The sequence below is a fragment of the Candidatus Nomurabacteria bacterium genome, from assembly GCA_020631975.1.
Taxonomy (GTDB): Bacteria; Patescibacteriota; Saccharimonadia; order Saccharimonadales; family CAIOMD01; genus JACKGO01.
Genome location: JACKGO010000003.1, coordinates 157735 through 174479 on the forward strand (window position 1 = coordinate 157735; position 16745 = coordinate 174479).

Annotated in this window: 16 protein-coding genes and 3 tRNA genes; 6 read left to right on the top strand and 13 right to left on the bottom strand. The window is 40.3% G+C overall.

Annotated features, from left to right (window positions below; all coding sequences use genetic code 11):
* Nucleotides 1–448 precede the first annotated feature (448 nt).
* Both H6795_03660 and H6795_03665 read left to right on the top strand, forming a co-directional pair.
* Nucleotides 449–1210 carry a class I SAM-dependent methyltransferase gene (locus tag H6795_03660; GenBank protein MCB9817595.1) on the top strand — a complete coding sequence of 254 codons (762 nt, stop codon included), beginning with the start codon at nt 449–451 and terminating at the stop codon, nt 1208–1210.
* 160 nt (nt 1211–1370) lie between these two features.
* Nucleotides 1371–1447: transfer RNA gene (locus H6795_03665), tRNA-His, on the top strand.
* Between the two features lie 177 nt (nt 1448–1624).
* On the opposite strand, the gene H6795_03670 is transcribed toward H6795_03665, so the two are convergent.
* The 11 genes from H6795_03670 to H6795_03720 form a co-directional block, all read right to left on the bottom strand.
* The gene (locus H6795_03670) at nt 1625–2302 is read right to left on the bottom strand and encodes a hypothetical protein (protein MCB9817596.1); all 678 of its coding nucleotides are present in this window, start codon (nt 2300–2302) and stop codon (nt 1625–1627) included.
* 40 nt (nt 2303–2342) lie between these two features.
* Complete coding sequence (locus H6795_03675) at nt 2343–4709, bottom strand: ATP-dependent Clp protease ATP-binding subunit (GenBank protein ID MCB9817597.1); 2367 nt, start codon at nt 4707–4709, stop codon at nt 2343–2345.
* Nucleotides 4706–5074 (bottom strand): hypothetical protein, encoded by a 369-nt coding sequence (locus tag H6795_03680; GenBank protein MCB9817598.1) that lies wholly within the window; start codon nt 5072–5074, stop codon nt 4706–4708. The genes H6795_03675 and H6795_03680 overlap by 4 nt, the downstream gene beginning before the upstream one ends.
* Nucleotides 5075–5110: 36 nt before the next feature.
* Nucleotides 5111–5187, bottom strand: a tRNA-Pro gene (locus tag H6795_03685).
* 14 nt (nt 5188–5201) lie between these two features.
* Nucleotides 5202–5420, bottom strand: a complete 219-nt coding sequence (locus tag H6795_03690; GenBank protein MCB9817599.1) for a hypothetical protein — start codon at nt 5418–5420, stop codon at nt 5202–5204.
* A gap of 87 nt (nt 5421–5507) precedes the next feature.
* Nucleotides 5508–5584 (bottom strand) — tRNA-Pro (locus H6795_03695).
* A gap of 56 nt (nt 5585–5640) precedes the next feature.
* Complete coding sequence (locus tag H6795_03700; protein ID MCB9817600.1) at nt 5641–6432, bottom strand: YmdB family metallophosphoesterase; 792 nt, start codon at nt 6430–6432, stop codon at nt 5641–5643.
* Nucleotides 6433–6452: 20 nt separating this feature from the next.
* Nucleotides 6453–7967, bottom strand: coding sequence for a ribonuclease Y (gene rny / locus H6795_03705; protein ID MCB9817601.1), 1515 nt, complete (start codon nt 7965–7967; stop codon nt 6453–6455).
* A 168-nt stretch (nt 7968–8135) separates the two neighbouring features.
* Nucleotides 8136–8525 (bottom strand): tRNA (adenosine(37)-N6)-threonylcarbamoyltransferase complex dimerization subunit type 1 TsaB, encoded by a 390-nt coding sequence (tsaB, locus tag H6795_03710; protein ID MCB9817602.1) that lies wholly within the window; start codon nt 8523–8525, stop codon nt 8136–8138.
* Nucleotides 8522–8989 (bottom strand): tRNA (adenosine(37)-N6)-threonylcarbamoyltransferase complex ATPase subunit type 1 TsaE, encoded by a 468-nt coding sequence (gene tsaE, locus H6795_03715; protein MCB9817603.1) that lies wholly within the window; start codon nt 8987–8989, stop codon nt 8522–8524. The genes tsaB and tsaE overlap by 4 nt, the downstream gene beginning before the upstream one ends.
* Nucleotides 8925–10718 (bottom strand): lamin tail domain-containing protein, encoded by a 1794-nt coding sequence (locus tag H6795_03720; protein ID MCB9817604.1) that lies wholly within the window; start codon nt 10716–10718, stop codon nt 8925–8927. The genes tsaE and H6795_03720 overlap by 65 nt, the downstream gene beginning before the upstream one ends.
* Nucleotides 10719–10833: 115 nt before the next feature.
* Between H6795_03720 and H6795_03725 the strand changes: the two genes are divergently transcribed.
* Entirely contained in the window at nt 10834–11349 is a 516-nt protein-coding gene (locus H6795_03725; protein ID MCB9817605.1) for a hypothetical protein, read from the top strand.
* Here the strand turns inward: H6795_03725 and H6795_03730 are convergent.
* Together H6795_03730 and recA are read right to left on the bottom strand one after the other, a co-directional pair.
* Nucleotides 11301–11906, bottom strand: coding sequence for a RecX family transcriptional regulator (locus H6795_03730; GenBank protein ID MCB9817606.1), 606 nt, complete (start codon nt 11904–11906; stop codon nt 11301–11303). The genes H6795_03725 and H6795_03730 overlap by 49 nt on opposite strands.
* 3 nt (nt 11907–11909) lie before the next feature.
* Nucleotides 11910–12926, bottom strand: coding sequence for a recombinase RecA (recA, locus tag H6795_03735; protein ID MCB9817607.1), 1017 nt, complete (start codon nt 12924–12926; stop codon nt 11910–11912).
* 159 nt (nt 12927–13085) lie between these two features.
* Between recA and H6795_03740 the strand changes: the two genes are divergently transcribed.
* The 3 genes from H6795_03740 to H6795_03750 all read left to right on the top strand — a co-directional run bounded on the left by H6795_03740 (nt 13086) and on the right by H6795_03750 (nt 16641).
* Nucleotides 13086–14882, top strand: a complete 1797-nt coding sequence (locus H6795_03740) for a type II/IV secretion system protein (protein ID MCB9817608.1) — start codon at nt 13086–13088, stop codon at nt 14880–14882.
* A gap of 9 nt (nt 14883–14891) precedes the next feature.
* Nucleotides 14892–16106 (top strand): type II secretion system F family protein, encoded by a 1215-nt coding sequence (locus tag H6795_03745; protein MCB9817609.1) that lies wholly within the window; start codon nt 14892–14894, stop codon nt 16104–16106.
* 94 nt (nt 16107–16200) lie between these two features.
* Nucleotides 16201–16641: a prepilin-type N-terminal cleavage/methylation domain-containing protein gene (locus H6795_03750; GenBank protein MCB9817610.1), complete on the top strand. Its 441-nt coding sequence runs from the start codon at nt 16201–16203 to the stop codon at nt 16639–16641.
* The last annotated feature ends 104 nt before the right edge of the window (nt 16642–16745 follow it).

Genomic DNA, 16745 nt, shown 5'->3' on the forward strand with positions numbered 1-16745 from the left:
AATTTGAGTAGTTTACGAAAATTATATGATGAAACCGAATTTGCCATTCCATAAATAAAGGCAAATCTGGCTTGAAGCTATAATCCCTCCCGGGGTGCCAATTTATGAAACTACCTTTTATGGTAGTTTTTTAAATTGATTCCGAGATAATTCGTACACTCGACCGTTGGTCGGGTGAAAACTGCCTGTGGCAGTTTGCAAGGCCGGAAACTGATTTAAAGCTATGCTTTAAGTAAGTTGAGGCGGGGTCGCAACCGATTGGCAGCTTGCTGTCAGTAGGATTGTGCCGAGAATTGCCGGTGGCAATTCGCAAGGAAACAAACACTTGAAAACTATGTTTTCAAAGCTGTTTTTTCGGGCTCGCCGGAAGTGAGTCGAAATTCCTGCCGGGTTACAAAGCATAAGCGTTATCGTAAGATAACGTTTTTTATTTGGTATAATTAATTTCATGGCTCAAAAACAACCTACTGAAGAAGCTGAATCATACACCAAGATGACGGCAGATGTTTATGATGCTATTTATAGCAGAAAAAACTATAAAGCAGAGGCTGAAGCATTAAAAGACCTTATCGATAAATATAAAAAATCTGCTGGTAATGAATTGCTTGATGTGGCTTGCGGAACTGGGCTGCACTTGCCATATTTAGTATCTGACTTTGACATAACGGGAGTAGATTTATCTAGTGAGCAACTTAAGGCGGCAAAGAATAGATTACCAGAATTACAATTTATCCAAGGCGATATGCGTGAATTTGAACTTGGTAGACAATATGACGTAGTTACTTGTCTTTTTAGTTCTATTGGGTACGTACACCCATACGAAGAGCTCGTTACAGCTATTGGTAATATGAGTAACCACGTAAAACCTGGGGGAGTATTAATCATTGAGCCATGGCTACAACCCGGCGTGTTTGATCCAAACAAACCACCACACACAGAAACTGGCGAGTTACCAGAAAAAGGGGTTAAGGTTACCAGGACCGGCACAAATAGTCTAGAAGGTAACATTTCTATCCTTAATTTGTATAATGTGGTGGAAAGTCCTAGTGGTACATATGAATTTACAGAAGAACATAGATTAGCAATGTACAGTGTTGACGAGCTTGCACAAGCATTCCAAGAAGCAGGCCTAAATATGACTTGGCTAGACCAAGGTTTATCATCTAGGGGTCTTTGTGTAGGTGTAAAAGCAATAGATGATATTGCCTAAACATAATATTATTACGAAGACTATACAGCGTATACGCTAGGGTACCATACAACACGAGCCTAATTGTCGTGGTTATGGTTATAGGTAATTCTACTATTTTTAAAGAATATGCAGTTTCCTTGAATAAACCCCAGTAAAACGATATAATAAGGCAGCTTTGGCGGATGTAGCTCAGTTGGTTAGAGCGCCTGTTTGTGGCACAGGAGGCCGTGGGTTCAATTCCCATCATTCGCCCCAAGACATGAACCCCGCTATCACGAGGTTTTATTATTCGGCTCCTGCTGAGATTCCCATATAGCTTCACGCCAAGAAAAAAGATATTAACCAAGGAGTTTTCTTGGGTTCTATATATATTCTCACTAATGTTCGAATATCATTCGCCCCAAGATACTGAATCCCGTTTTGACGGGATTTTTATATTATAAGTTGTATTGTTGGTAATATAGCAAATAACCCTGCGACAATTGGCACTAAAATATTATCGCTCCCTTTTGGTGAAACGAGTTCTGTTGCTGCTACGAATATCGCTGAACTTAGGCTAATTGCTACAGCATTGGTGATAGAATTTTCAAATACTGGCACGCTCGCAAATACCAACCAGTAGCCAAGGTATATAACAAAGGAAGTCGCTATAAATACAAGTGTACCTGCAATACTCTTTGTTTGTTTATAAATACGAAATTTTTTTGCATTGTTGCCCATCCCTACACCAACTACTGCTGCTAAACCATCCGCCATACCCATGTGAAGCACAGCAATTGCATAGATAGCCGGGTTTACAAACAAGATTGCCGATACTCCAATACCTAACGGAAACCAGATTTCCCCGTATGTGATACGCTTTACAGATTTAAACGAATGTAAGAATGTATATTTTTGAGCGAATACAACCACAGCGACTAAAATAAGGCTAATAAGTGCAATTGTGGATTGCGATAAATAAAATGCCCATGTTGCTGCGTACAAAGCAACCGAAATATGCAGTAGCTTCCTGGCGTTTTCGCCCTTTATTTTAAAGGTTCTTATAACTAATTCGCATAGCAGTATAATTAAAATTCCTACAATACCAGTAGCGATAAAAGGTAAAAACATACTTTAGTATTATATGTGAAAATGTATTTTTTTGTTCTATTTAGACGGATTGCAACTGCTGGGCAGACAAGGTAATAGTGCTTCCGTGCTGAACCTGACGCTCTAGTAAGATGTTAGATACAGCTGTCTCGACCGTTTTTTGCATCATACGTCGCAGTGGTCTTGCCCCTAAACGCTCATCGTAACCTTGTGCGATTAACCATGCAACGGCCGAATCGTCTAATGCTACCGTAATACCTTGGGCTGCAAGTGTATTATTGATATTGCGCAATTGAATGGTAATAATGTGCTTAAGCTGATCCTGTGAGAGGGGCGAAAATATAATTACCCCATCAAAACGGTTAATAAATTCGGGGGCAAATGTACCCTTGTCTATGAGCGTATCTACAAGTGTGTCTTGTAGCTGTGCAATAGGCAGTTGGTTTTTCAGCTGATCTCTTATCTGTTCGGCTCCGGCATTAGACGTGGCAATGACTATCGCATCTTTAAACGAGACTGTTCTGTTGTCTGCATCTTTTATTTCTCCTTCGTCTAATAGCTGCAGTAGTGCATTCACAATATCTGGGTGCGCTTTTTCAATTTCATCGAATAATACGACACTAAAGGGTTGGCGCCGAACTGTTTCTAAAAAGGCCGACCCAAAACCACTCTCAGACGAAAGAAGTTTATGAATACTATCTTGGGTAATGTATTCGTTCATATCTACCCTTACAAACCCACTGCTACCACCAAAATATACATCTGCAAGAGATTTGCTAAGCTCTGTTTTACCTACTCCAGTTGGTCCAAGGAACAAAAACGTACCAATAGGCCTATTTGGGTTTGCAATGCCCGTACGGCTCCTCTTGAGCGCTGACACAAGCTCTTTAATAGCTACATCTTGCCCGACAACGCGTTTTTTTAAGTCTTCTTCTAGGTTCAGTAGTGCGTTTTTATCATCAGCATCTGCAGTGGCAATTTTTATACCGGTGGTTTGTTCTACTGTTTTTTGAACATCTGTTTTTTGAATAAGACTATCTTGGCACGAACGAGCTACATCTTCCATAACACTAATTGCACGGCCAGGCATAGCAATTTCTGGGCCATATCGATTTGCCAGTAGATAGACTTCTTTTAACGCCCTGTACGTAAAGGTACAATTATATTGAGATTCAGTAAATAACGCTTGGTTTTCTAGTATGCGGAGTGTGTCTTGTTCGTTGGTGGGTGTCACTACTTGGTAATTAAGCAATGCTGCAATTTGTGACTTGGCTTTTTGTATATATTGCCAGTCTAACTGTGAAAACGAAAATATCATTCTTACTCTACCTGCTTCTATGATTGGGAGAATAATATTAGTAGCATCAGCAACGGAACCACCTGCACCAAAGAACGCACCGGCGTTATCAAAATAAAGTACAATGTTTTTAGCGTGATATGCTTCTGCGCAAAGTCTGCGAATAGTATATTCGAGCCGATCTGGGCTAACACGCGTAAGTAATGACGCAATGTCAATTTGATAAACCTGGTTATACGCTATCTTTGCTTTTTTATTATCAAACAATAATGATTCTGCAAAAGCCTGAATAATCGTGCTCTTGCCTACCCCCACAGCACCCACTAACGCGATATTAGCGCGCCCATTACTTGTAAATATCGCTTTCATCTGAGAAACAACATTTGTATGACCAATGATCTCTCTGTGTGATATGCCTCCGTACTGAATAGAGCGCGAAATATTTACCGCGTAGCTATCTAGCAGTGGTGTATAGCCAGCAGCCCAATCTCTGGCGATACCGCCTTGGTTTTTTCTTTGTTTAATTGATGCGATAAGCGATTGCACGTACGCTTGCCAATGCAAGCCATCAATAATGTCTTCTTCTGTATTTTGTGTATGAGATAAAATGAGTGATTTATCTGGACTACAAAGGATAATTGCTGCGAGCATATGTGCAGCATTTACGCCGTGTGTAGAACCACTATTTCTGTATACATCAATTGCAGTCTGCAGCCAGTTTTCTGCTGGTTTTATTGTTTGTATAATATCTGGGTATAACAGGTAACGGTTGGTCAAAAACCAGTATTCTTGAGTTTTTTTCAGTGCACTAACAAGCGTATCTATTGTATCTACTTGACTCGGCAGCACAGCTAGTAGGCTACTATCTATGATGTCTTCTGGAGCTTCTTGCGTCGTCGGTGGCAGCACAAGTAAATCATGCCGATACCATTCGTGCAACATTAATAAAACAACTGGCACAATTGACACAAGCCATCCTACTGAAAAACCCAGCACTACTAGTGCAATACTGGCAATCAATGCAACAGCAGCAATCAGTCCTAATGTTGTTCTTAGCGTAGAGCTGTCAAATAGTCTTTTATATTTAGCCTTAATGACACGCGGGTGATTTTTGTTAATGACTAGAATCATGTTATTCCCGCCAAGACCATAAAAACAATTGGTAATACGGGGATAATAGGCCACATTAATGCTAATACTACCCCAAGTACAAACGTCAGTATTAGTACTATAAGACCAATCGCAAGTACGGCACTTCTAATAATAAAACCAAAAAAACGCGCAAAAAGATTATCTAAGAGTACATGTATTTTAGTATCTAGTGAGGCAGATTCTCCGGCGTATAATGTAATTTGCTTCCAGGGTTCAAAAAGAGTCCGCAACAAAATGCCCATAGATAGTTCCTGTGCAACTATGTTTACTCTTTGTTGTATTGCATAAAATGAGTTTATCCAACCGGCGCCGTACCACCAGCGAATAAACAATATAAAACCCATACGCTTATTGTACCAATACTTTGCATTAAATATATATGGTCGGGGTGAGAAGACTTGAACTTCCGGCCTCAGCGTCCCGAACGCTGCGCGCTAGCCAACTGCGCCACACCCCGCTATTTGGCTATTCTTAAGAATCTGTCTTGGCGGAAGTGTTTCGTTTGGAAAACACAAAAATATAGAAGATTTCCAATAAGCCTGCTGTGTTTAATATGATAAGTGCTACAAACCATACTTTATCTTTTTGCCCAGCGGCTTTCCAAAGTGCAAATGCCTTCCAGGTAAGTGACCATATAGATAAAGCGATTAGCCAAACTAACTGCTGATTTGAAATTGATATTGTTTCCATACTATTAATATACATTGTGTTACCTTATAAAAAAATATAATTAAGACATAACATATAAAAAACCCGGTGTAACACCGGATCTTTATTTGGTCGGGGATAAAGGACTCGAACCTTCGACCTCGCGGTCCCAAACCGCGCGCGCTAGCCAACTGCGCCAATCCCCGTAAAATAATTTTACTAGGGTAATTATACGCGTAAACAGATGAAAATAAAAGCCTGCTTACAGATAGTACTGAATACGTTCAATACTATCTGCCATAAGGCTACCTGGTGCCGTACCAATAAGTACTGCATTAAACTGAAGTTCTTTTTCTTTGGCCATTACATTCTTAACCTGTTCGCCCTTCCATCTACGCAGTGCGACATCAACGTCTACACCAAGTGAAGAATTGAGCACACCACACATACCTACGTCAGTAACGTGCGCTGTGTGCTTTGGTAGTAGCCGAGTATCGGCTGTTGGAATATGCCAATGATCGCCCACCGTAGCAGTAACTTTACCATCTAAGTAATGCCCCATCATCACCTTTTCACTCGATAAATCACTATGGATATTTACAATAATGGCATCTGGCATATTTTTTTGAATTTTTGGTAAAAGTGCATCTATGCACATAAGTGGGTTAATAGTATCTTCATTGTATCCGCGCGGGAAAGTGTAGCCAAGTAACGAAACTATTGCCACCTTTTTTACCCCGTTTTTTATTATTTTATAGTTATTTTCTAGTGGACCTTTTACATTCGCAGGTGCAACGACAGTACTGTTCGTGTCTTGTACGAGCTTTACAGTATCTGGACGCTCAAAACTATGGTTACCACCACTAAAGCCATCTACGCCGCTTTCTTCTAGCTCTCTGTAATGTTTTAGGCTCATACCTTTACCGTGACTAACGTTTTCTGCTTGAGCAATCACTACATCAATTTCACGAGATATCCTTAGCCCCGGCAAAACTTTTGCCAATGCTTTTCTACCGGGTTGCCCCATAACATCACCAATGTACAAGATGTTCATGAAGCCTCCCTCCTGTGTTGTTATTTTGCGAATTCTATAGCACGAGTTTCGCGGATAACGTTAACCTTAATAGTCCCTGGGTACTGCATAGTTGACTCAATCTTTGTAGCGATATCTCGTGCTAGTTTAATAGCGCTTAAATCATCGACTGTATTTGGCTGTACAATGATTCTTATTTCGCGGCCAGCGCTGATGGCATATGCTTTATCTATACCACTAAAGCTTGTTGCAACATTTTCTAGTTCACGCATACGCTCTGCAAAGTTTTCGGCACTAATATTTCTGGCACCTGGGCGTGCTGCACTTATTGCGTCTACAACGCGTATGACAAGTGCTTCTACAGTAGTGGCTTCTATGTCATCATGGTGAGCTTCTATCGCATGTACGATGTCGTCTGGCACACCGTATTTACGAGCCATTTCTGCAGAAATATGGTGGTGTTTGCCCTCTATTTTATGAGTAAGCGCTTTGCCCATATCGTGTAGGAGCGCAGCATATTTACAGACACGCACGTCTGCACCAATTTGTTCGGCAATAATACCAGCCATATGGGCCATTTCTGTAGAATGCTTTAATACATTTTGGCCAAAACTGGTTCGATACTTTAACTCACCAAGCAGCTGTAATAGTTCACGTGGTATGCCAACAACACCTACTTCTCTTGCGGCATCTTCACCAGCCCGAATGACTTCTTTATGAACGTGTTTTTGAGCTTTTTCTACCACTTCTTCTATACGGCCAGGATGAACACGCCCATCTTTAAGAAGCATTTCTAAAGCTACACGGGCTACTTCGCGGCGGATAGGGTCAAAACTGCTTAAAATAATCATGCCGGGTGTATCATCTACAAGTATATCTACGCCAGTGGCACGCTGTAAGGCTTGTATATTACGGCCTTCTTTACCTATGATGCGACCTTTCATTTCTTCGTCTTCTAGCTTTACGGCGGTAACTGTTCGTTCTGCCGTCACGTCGCTTGCCATACGCTCCATGGCGCTTACAATAATCATTCCAGCGGTTTCCTCTGCTAGATCTTTGGCGTCATTCTGAAGTTTAGCAATTAAACCGGCAAGATCATTTTTTATATCTCGCTCTGTCATTTGCATGAGCTTATCGGCTGCTTCTTTTTTGGTGAGCTTAGCAACCTTTTCTAGCTTTTCTTGTTGCTTAACACGCAATTCTCTAATTTCATTTTTTAATGATTCTACTTCGTCCTCATTATAGCGCAACTTTTCAGACCGCTTGTCTAACTCATCAAGCTTTTTATCTAGCGTAGTTTCTCTGTCTATTATGCGCGATTCTTTGTCTTTTAACTCTTTGCGTAGTTGCTGATCTGCTTTGCGTGCGTCTTCTGCTTTACGAGCAGCTTCTTCTTCTGCTTTACGCGTGATTGCTGCAGCTTCTTTATTGGCTTTGGCAAGCTGTTTCTCTGCTTCGTTAGCTGCTGTACCTATTTTTCTTCGCGTTACTACCTGGCTGGCACCAAAACCAGCACCAGCCGCAATTACGGCCAATAATAATCCTATTGGTTCCATATTCTCCCTTTCTGTTCGGCAGACCACCCCTACAAAAGCATCACTATCACATCATTAGCTTTTTTAGGATAATCAAATTAATCAAGTAATCAAGTCTGGACATCACCTTCACTGTAGTGTGTATATCCTACGTACTATCATACTCCTGACACAAGTAAATAAACAAACTTATTTTTTTGGCTGAGTGATGTGTATATGGCCACCATAGTCTGGTAATACTGGGGTATATTGTTTAACTTTTTGCAATGCTACCAAGCCTTCCGTGAGCCAATTTTCACCAGTAGTTCCGGCAATAGGAATATTAAGTGAATAGCCGAGAGTATTTACAACGGTAACGCCTATTCTAAGTCCGGTAAAACTGCCCGGACCTTTATAGACAATGAGCCCTTGTAACGATGACCAGTCTGCATCATTATTTACCAAAATAGTATGTATTTTAGTATGAATAGTATCAGCAAGTTGCCGATGCGCTTCCCATGTATACGATGCAACACAATTCGCGTGCTTGTATACATAAAGTTCTGCCTCTAGTTTGTCTGTACGAACAGCTAATATCATGCCAGTTCCCTTAAAATATACTGTTTGTTCGTAGGTACATCTATGGTAAATAGCCGTTCGTGCTCTTTGGTGTGCTGAATCGTGATAGTTATGGTGTCTGTTGGTAGTACATCCTTAACAATATCTGACCATTCTACAATAGTCACCGTGCTTGGATCGCTAAAACCCTCTTGTAGCTCTATACCAACCACACCAGCGTCTTGCAACCGGTAAAAATCAAAATGACGAATCTTTAGATGAGCTGCTTGGTACTCTTTTGAAACAGTAAACGTAGGGCTTGCTACCACCGCCTTGCAACCAGTACCCGCAACAATACTTTTTGTTAAAGTCGTTTTGCCACCACCAATATCACTCACGAGCTGAATAACCTCACCACCTTTTAATGAGCGACCAATTGCTCTACCGAGCTGTGCTGTGTGCTTTAAACTTGTAGAAAATATTTCTCGCTTCAAATCGGTACTCATACGCTGCATAGCATACCGCGCCGAACCCTAACATCGCAAGCACCCATGTAGGTAACGGCTGTGGTGCGGGCGCCAAGGGCTTACTGTCTGTTCCTGCAACTATACCTGCCACCGAGGTTTTACTACTTTTTTTGGGGGCAGAAGCAGTAATTATGTTTTTTTCGTTTTTTGTGACCGTTGATGTCCATTGCCACTTACCAAAATCGTCTCTTGCGTATGACTGACCGCTGATTGCTTTATCATATGTTACTGTATCTATTTCTTTATCAAAATTATTTATAAGCTGCACTGTTGCTCCGCTGTTCGTTAACGACAATGACGTAGAATCAGACCCAACAACGATATAGCTTTGTGGCAAAATCACAGATCCTTCAGGAAAAGTGTAGGTATACTTACGGGTCGCTCCAGCACTAATTGTGTAATCAGTAATGTTTATCGCCGTCGGGTGTGGATTATACAATTCTATAAATTCATCTTTTGCATCGGTTTGAGGTGATTTTGGATCAGGAAATACTTCGTTAATTTGTATAGGAGGTGCAACTGAAAAGTTAGTTTTCTTTTTGGTTGTTTTTTTCGTACTCTTTTTCTTAGCTGCAGCGGCAGACGTCTTTTTGGTTTTAGCTTGTGCTGGAGGCGGTGGAATGATGACATTTGCCGAACCATTGGTTGGTGCAGTTGTCCACTGCCACGTTCCGACATTGTTTCTGGCCCAAGCTGCTCCAGGAACTGCTGCAGTATATTGCACGCTATCTACGACAGTGCCCAGATCGTCTGCCAGCTGAACTGTGCCACCACTATTTGTTAATGCAATTGTAGTCGCCGCAGAGGTTATACTCAAATAGCCATTTGGGCCTATGATACTGCCACTCGGAAACGTATACTTATATTTTGTTGTCGTACCGGCGGTAATTGTATAGCCACTAATATCTACAGCAGTTTCATTATGGTTGGTGATTTCTACAAATTCATCTTTACTATCAGTTAACGGAGCTATAGGGTCAATAAATAACTCATTAATAAGTAGCGGTAAACGCATACGCGGCGCCGTAGCTGGTGGTTTCTGCTCCACAGGCACTAATGGTTCAATAGTATCTGTTTGACTATTATCTTGGGTATCTTCTGATGGCGATAGGCATGTCGCAGACAAAGGAGTTGGTAAGCCAATGAAATAGTCGTTAGCAACTGTATTTGTATCAATAAAATATTGTTCGGCGTCACATTTTCTTTGTGCAGACATTCCCCCTATTAAACCGTTGAGAGTATTGTTATCTATAAAACTCATCGTGTTGACCCACGCTAGCTCGTCTACAACTATATCTGTTTGATTTTTTATCATAACGCTACCAGCAGTCGCCGCCAGTCCGCTTGACCCATAGCTATAGGTAAAATCCGCTAAAACATCTGGGAGGTAACTTTCTACGGTAAATTCGTTTTTACCAATCATATAGCTGCTAGGCAAAAGCAAAAATGGTTCTGTAAATGTATGTACTACGGTTTCTTTTCCTGTAGAGTTTTTGTAGACGACGCTCCACCCTAACATATTTACAGGTTCAGATAGTGGATTATATAGTTCAATAAATTCTTGTAGGGTGGTTCCTGTACCTTCCCCGTTCGTCTGTAGCTCAGTGATGATAACGTTGTTTTCTGTAGGTTTTGATTGTGGAGTATCTTCTGCGAAGGCTGTGCTGGATGTTGCAATGCATAGGGTTGTAGCTAATAGTAACGTCATTGCACGTTTTATCATGAGCACTATTGTACGATAGTAATTCGCTAACACAAGCATTTTTTATTACAATAAAGACAATATGTTATTTTTTGGTAGTAGTTTTAATGGTATGCCTCTTATGAGCCTACGTAGCGCAGCAAAAATTGGTACTATTACTGAACCTGTAATCAACCCACATAATTTACATATAGATGGCTTTTATGCCCAGGCGATGAATGGGCAGCGCGACGGCATCGTAGTAGATATTGACGTACGTGACCTTAGCCCAACAGGGATGATTATTGATGATCATGAAGACATTGCAGAACAAGAAGAACTCGTACGCTTACAGCCTATTATTACTATCAACTTTAAATTGATAGGTAAAAATGTTTACGCTGGGTCTTCTAAAATTGGTAGAGTAGAAGATTACGTTGTAGATACAAAAAGTTTATTTATTCAGAAACTATATGTACAACCGTCATTGCTAAAACTTACATCAAGCCAAATGATATTCGACAGACAAAGCATAAGAGAAGTTACTGATACAAAAATTGTCGTGTCTGGTCCAGAAGTAAAAGATACTCAAAAAGTAAGTAGCAGGTTTCAGGCTCCTTCTTTTAACTCGGCGAGTACTTCTACGATATCTGAATAGTAAAAACCTTTGCCAGCTAAATACTGTTTAAGCTTATTTTCATCTGGATATTTTGTTTGTAAGCGCTTTAAAACTATTAAATTTTTAAGGCGAATTTTGGGTGTTACCTCTACTTGTAAATTTTTTGTAATTAGTTCGTCGTTAATGCCTTTTTGCTTTAGCTCAGTTTTAATACTAAGATTACTTTTGTTCTTACGAACTCTGTTTTCTATCCACCACTTAGTAAAATAATCATCGTCTTGGTATTTTTTTAAGGCAAATGTATGGCAGATAGAATCACTAAGTTCTTGGCTTGCACCTTTTTTATACAAATAATCACGTAATTCTTTTGAAGATCTTGGTCGGCTCAAACACCATTCTAGTGCCCTAGCTTGCACCTTGCCATCTTCAGAAAGCTTTCGTAAACGTTTTAACGCCAGCTCATCAACATTAACGCCAACTTTAAGCTTTTGTTCTAAAACTTGATCGATAGTTAATGATAGCTCATACGTGCCATCTATAAAGATGTTCGCCCGTTGTGTATCTTTTTGTTGCAGAGTGATTTTCGTAATTACCATTTACTACGCAAGAGCAACGTCTCGGACTTTTTTGTCAATTTCAGCAAGTACTTTAGGGTTGTCCATTAAGTATTGCTTTGCTGCTTCACGGCCTTGTCCAATCTTAGCATCCTTATATTCAAACCATGCACCACTTTTACCAACGATATCATTGTGAACTGCTAAGTCTAGTGTTTCACCTTCTCTACTTATGCCAACGTTATACATAATGTCAAACTCAGCTTCCCTAAAAGGTGGAGCAACTTTATTTTTTACCACTTTCACTCTAACCCTGTTACCAATTACTGAGTCTGCGGTTTTAATCTGGCTAATGCGGCGTATATCCATACGCACCGATGCGTAAAACTTTAGGGCGTTACCACCCGTAGTGGTTTCTGGGTTGCCAAACATAACACCTATCTTCATGCGAAGTTGGTTAATAAAAATGACGGTACACTTGCTTTTATTAATAACCCCCGTCAGTTTGCGTAAAGCTTGGCTCATTAGGCGAGCTTGCAAACCCATGTGTGCATCACCCATATCACCTTCTATTTCTGCTTGTGGTACAAGAGCAGCAACTGAATCTACCACGATTAAGTCTACTGCGTTACTACGTACGAGTGTTTCAACGATTTCGAGTGCTTGTTCGCCATTGTCTGGCTGTGAAATCAATAAATTAGCAACGTCTACACCAATTCTCTGCGCGTATGATGGGTCTAGTGCGTGCTCTGCATCAATAAATGCAGCTGTACCACCTTGTTTTTGTATTTCTGCTACACCATGCAGTGTCAAAGTTGTTTTACCACTACTCTCTGGCCCATAGACTTCTATGATTCTACCTTTTGGAATTCCACCGCCCAATGCTATATCTAGCCCTAAGCTACCAGTAGAAAATGTTGGTACATCAACCTTATAGTCAGCTCCAAGTTGCATAATTGAACCTTGACCAAATTGTTTTTTTATCTGTTCAACGGCGAGATCCAATGCCTGACTTTTGCCGCTCTGTGCTGTCGATTTTTCCTGCTCTTTTTTTGCAGCCATTATAGTAAGAACCCTCCACGTGTTAGTAATACTACCTGCCATTATAGCAAAACCACCGGCGTATTACTTGCCTATATATAACTAGATACGATACCATAAGCGTAAGCATGAAAACAAATATTCGCATATGTTGCTATCTTGTTACTCACGGAGAATTCAATGAGAGTATCTGATAAATTAGTTGAAGATCTGCTCGCAAAAAGTGAAAAGGTAACACCTGATCAAATTGCCTCCCTAAAAGAACAAGAAAAAAATGAGCACAAACCACTGCAAGATATTGTTTTACAAGCTAATCTTATTTCAGAAAAAGATCTTACGAGTGCATTCGCAGAACAAATAGATGTTCCGTTTGTAGAAATCATTGCCAAAGATATAGAAAAAGAAACGCTCCACTTAATACCAGAGCGAATAGCTCGTCAATACGGTGTTGTGGTATATGGTATTGATAAAAATGGCACAAAACTACTTGCCATGGAGGATCCAGACGATATCCAAGCAATCAGTTTTTTGCAAAAACAACTCGGTAATGATGTCCGAATATCAATTGCTACAAAAACCAACATCTTGCAAGCAATAGATCAGTACCGGGAAAATATTAGTAGCGAAATTACTGAAATTATTTCTGGCGAAGATGAAGATAGCGAAAGTGATGAAGTTAATGAAGAAGACCTCGCCGAAGATTCACCAGTTGCTCAAACGGTAAATTTGTTAATTGAAGGTGCTATTAAATCCGGTGCATCAGACATTCATATTGAGCCAAGAGAAAATTATGTATTAGTACGGTATAGAGTTGACGGAATTTTAAGAGAGGTCAATAAGCTTCCAAAAAAAGTACAGGCAGCCCTTGTGTCGCGTATTAAAATTTTATCTAATTTAAAGATTGATGAACGCCGGGCTCCGCAAGATGGACGATTCAAGATTGGTATTAGTAACCTTATTTACGCCCTACGTGTTTCTACCCTACCTATTACAGACGGGGAAAAGGTTGTTATGCGTATTTTATCTGAATCTACCAAAGCACTTACCTTAGAACAGCTTGGTTACTGGGGTCCTTCACTCAACACGGTCAATCAAGCTATTACTCAGCCGCACGGCATGATACTCGTCACGGGGCCAACTGGTTCCGGTAAATCTACAAGTTTGTTTAGCATACTAAGCTTACTAAATAACCCAACCGTCAACATTTCTACCATTGAAGATCCGGTTGAGTATAAAATACCAGGAACAAACCAAACCCAAGTTAACGTGCAAGCAGGTATGACCTTTGTTAATGGTTTGCGAGCACTGTTGCGCCAAGACCCCAATATTATTATGGTTGGTGAGATTAGAGATAGCGAAACTGCCGGGTTGGCGGTGCAAGCAGCGCTAACTGGTCACTTAGTTTTTGCAACCCTACACACTAATAATGCTGCCACCTGTTTACCGCGTTTGCTCGATATGGGTATTGAACCTTTTCTTATCGCCAGCACTGTGCGTGCCGTTGTGGGGCAGCGTTTAGTGCGTAGATTGTGTCAGCACTGCAAGCAATCATTTAAACCTGATGACAAAATGATAAAAACTATTGCACAATCTTTTGGCATCAAAGACACTTCTGTTATGCAGTATATCTATGATCTCGAGTCACAGGCAATTGCAGGTGGTATAGGCGTGAATCAAGAAGCATCATCTAAAACATCATCATCTTCTGCTAAAGGTATTACACGCCTCTGGAAAGCAAACCCAGAAGGCTGTGATGAATGTGGCCATGTTGGTTTTAAGGGGCGACTTGGTATTTATGAAGCACTTGGTAACTCGACAGAGCTACAAAAACTCATAATCAGTAATGCAACCAGTGGAGTTATTAATAATCAAGCGATAAAAGAAGGCATGGTAGAAATGCTCATAGACGGTTTTGTAAAAGCTCTCAGGGGTGAAACAACTATAGAAGAAATTCTCCGTGTCACGGCAGAGGCATAGCAAGAATATATGGCAAAATTTTCTTACAAAGGTATCAACCAATCAAATACCGTCATTAAAGGAACAATAGACGCATCATCAAAACAAGCCGTTGTTGATACACTTAAAAAACAAGGTATAAAACCACTTTCGGTCCGGCAAGATGCTGGATTTAAACTCTTTTCACTTTCGAGCAAACGAGTTAAGACAAAAGATATCACCATCTTTACCCGGCAATTATCTACTCTTATTTCAGCTGGGGTGCCATTGAATCGATCTTTCTATACCCTGCAAGAACAAACCGATAATAAGTATTTTCAGGTAGTAATAGGCGATATTGCAAAGCAGATTGAAGGTGGCGCAAGTATTGGCGATGCTCTAAAAAAATACCCTAATGTGTTTGACGAAGTTTATATTAATATGGTGATTGCCGGTGAAGCTGGTGGTATATTAGATAAGATTCTTAAGAGGCTCGCTACACAATTAGAAAAAAATCAGGCTATAAAAAAGAAAATCAAAAGCGCTACAACATACCCGAAAGTAGTGTTTGGCATAACTATCATTGCCTTTATAGTCGTTATGAATGTCATTGTACCGAAAATTGGTGCCATGTTACTGGAGTTAGGTGGCGAAGATGCCCAGCTACCAATCTTAACAAGAGTAATGATTGGTATTAGTGATTTTAGTAAACAATATGCTGTTTTTATAGTCATTGCCGGTCTTATTGCTGCTTATTTTATACGTAGATATATTAAAACACCCAAAGGAAAGTTAAAATATCACACTTTACTGCTGCGTATTCCGGTGCTTAAAAACGTTATCACAAAAGTAGCTATTTCTCGTTTTGCGCGTACTTTTTCTAGTTTGATGTCTTCTGGTGTGAGCGTTATAGAAGCAATTGAAATTACAGCAGGCAGTATTGGCAATAAAGTATTAGAAAATGAGCTTCTTGCCGCTGCTAAAGATGTAAAGGCTGGCAAACAATTATCTGAACCTATTCTCAATAGTCCTCACTACCCTTCTATTGTTGGGCAAATGCTCGCAATTGGCGAAGAGACAGGTGAAACCGATAGTATTTTGGTCAAAATTGCTGACTTTTACGAAGAAGAAGTAGACGCGACGATAGAATCACTGAGCTCTATACTAGAACCTTTGATGATTGTCATTCTTGGCGGCATGGTTGGCTTGGTAGCAGCAAGTGTTATGGGCCCGCTTGCCTCCCTTAGTGGTAGTATTACAAAATAGTTGACAACTGTTAAGCCATAGATATAAAATCATAAGCAAGATGACTAAACAAATAGCATCGCAACTAATAACTAACTAGGAGGGTGGGATTTATATGATCTCTCTAAGAAAAGAAAATAAAGGTTTCACAATTATAGAACTTCTGATTGTGATTGTTGTAATTGGAATTTTGGCTGCAATTGGTTTTGTAGCATATGGTAATGTCACAAAGAGCGCCCGTGACTCAGATAGACAAGCTGATGCAAGCGCGCTGGCTAAAAAGGCAGAAGAATATTACGCAAGTAATGGCCAATATCCTGGTGACATAGCTACACTTACAGCTATGGAAGGTGTGGACGCTAAAACTACGACTAGCCCAAGCGGTAACGCAGCACAAGGCGGTGGCAGCACTCTTGGCGCATGTACTACAGAACCTGATAGCAAAGCAAATGACTTTTACTGTTATATCGTCGTCACAGATCAGTCACAAATGGAAATTCGTTACTGGAAAGAAAATGGCAACACAGTTGAATCAATCACTGGTGTAAATAACTAAAACTCCACTCACTAGTATAAAAAACAGCCCATCTTCGGGCTGTTTTTTATACTAGTTACGCTTATTTTGCTATAATTAGAAAAGATATACTAAGGTACCCAACA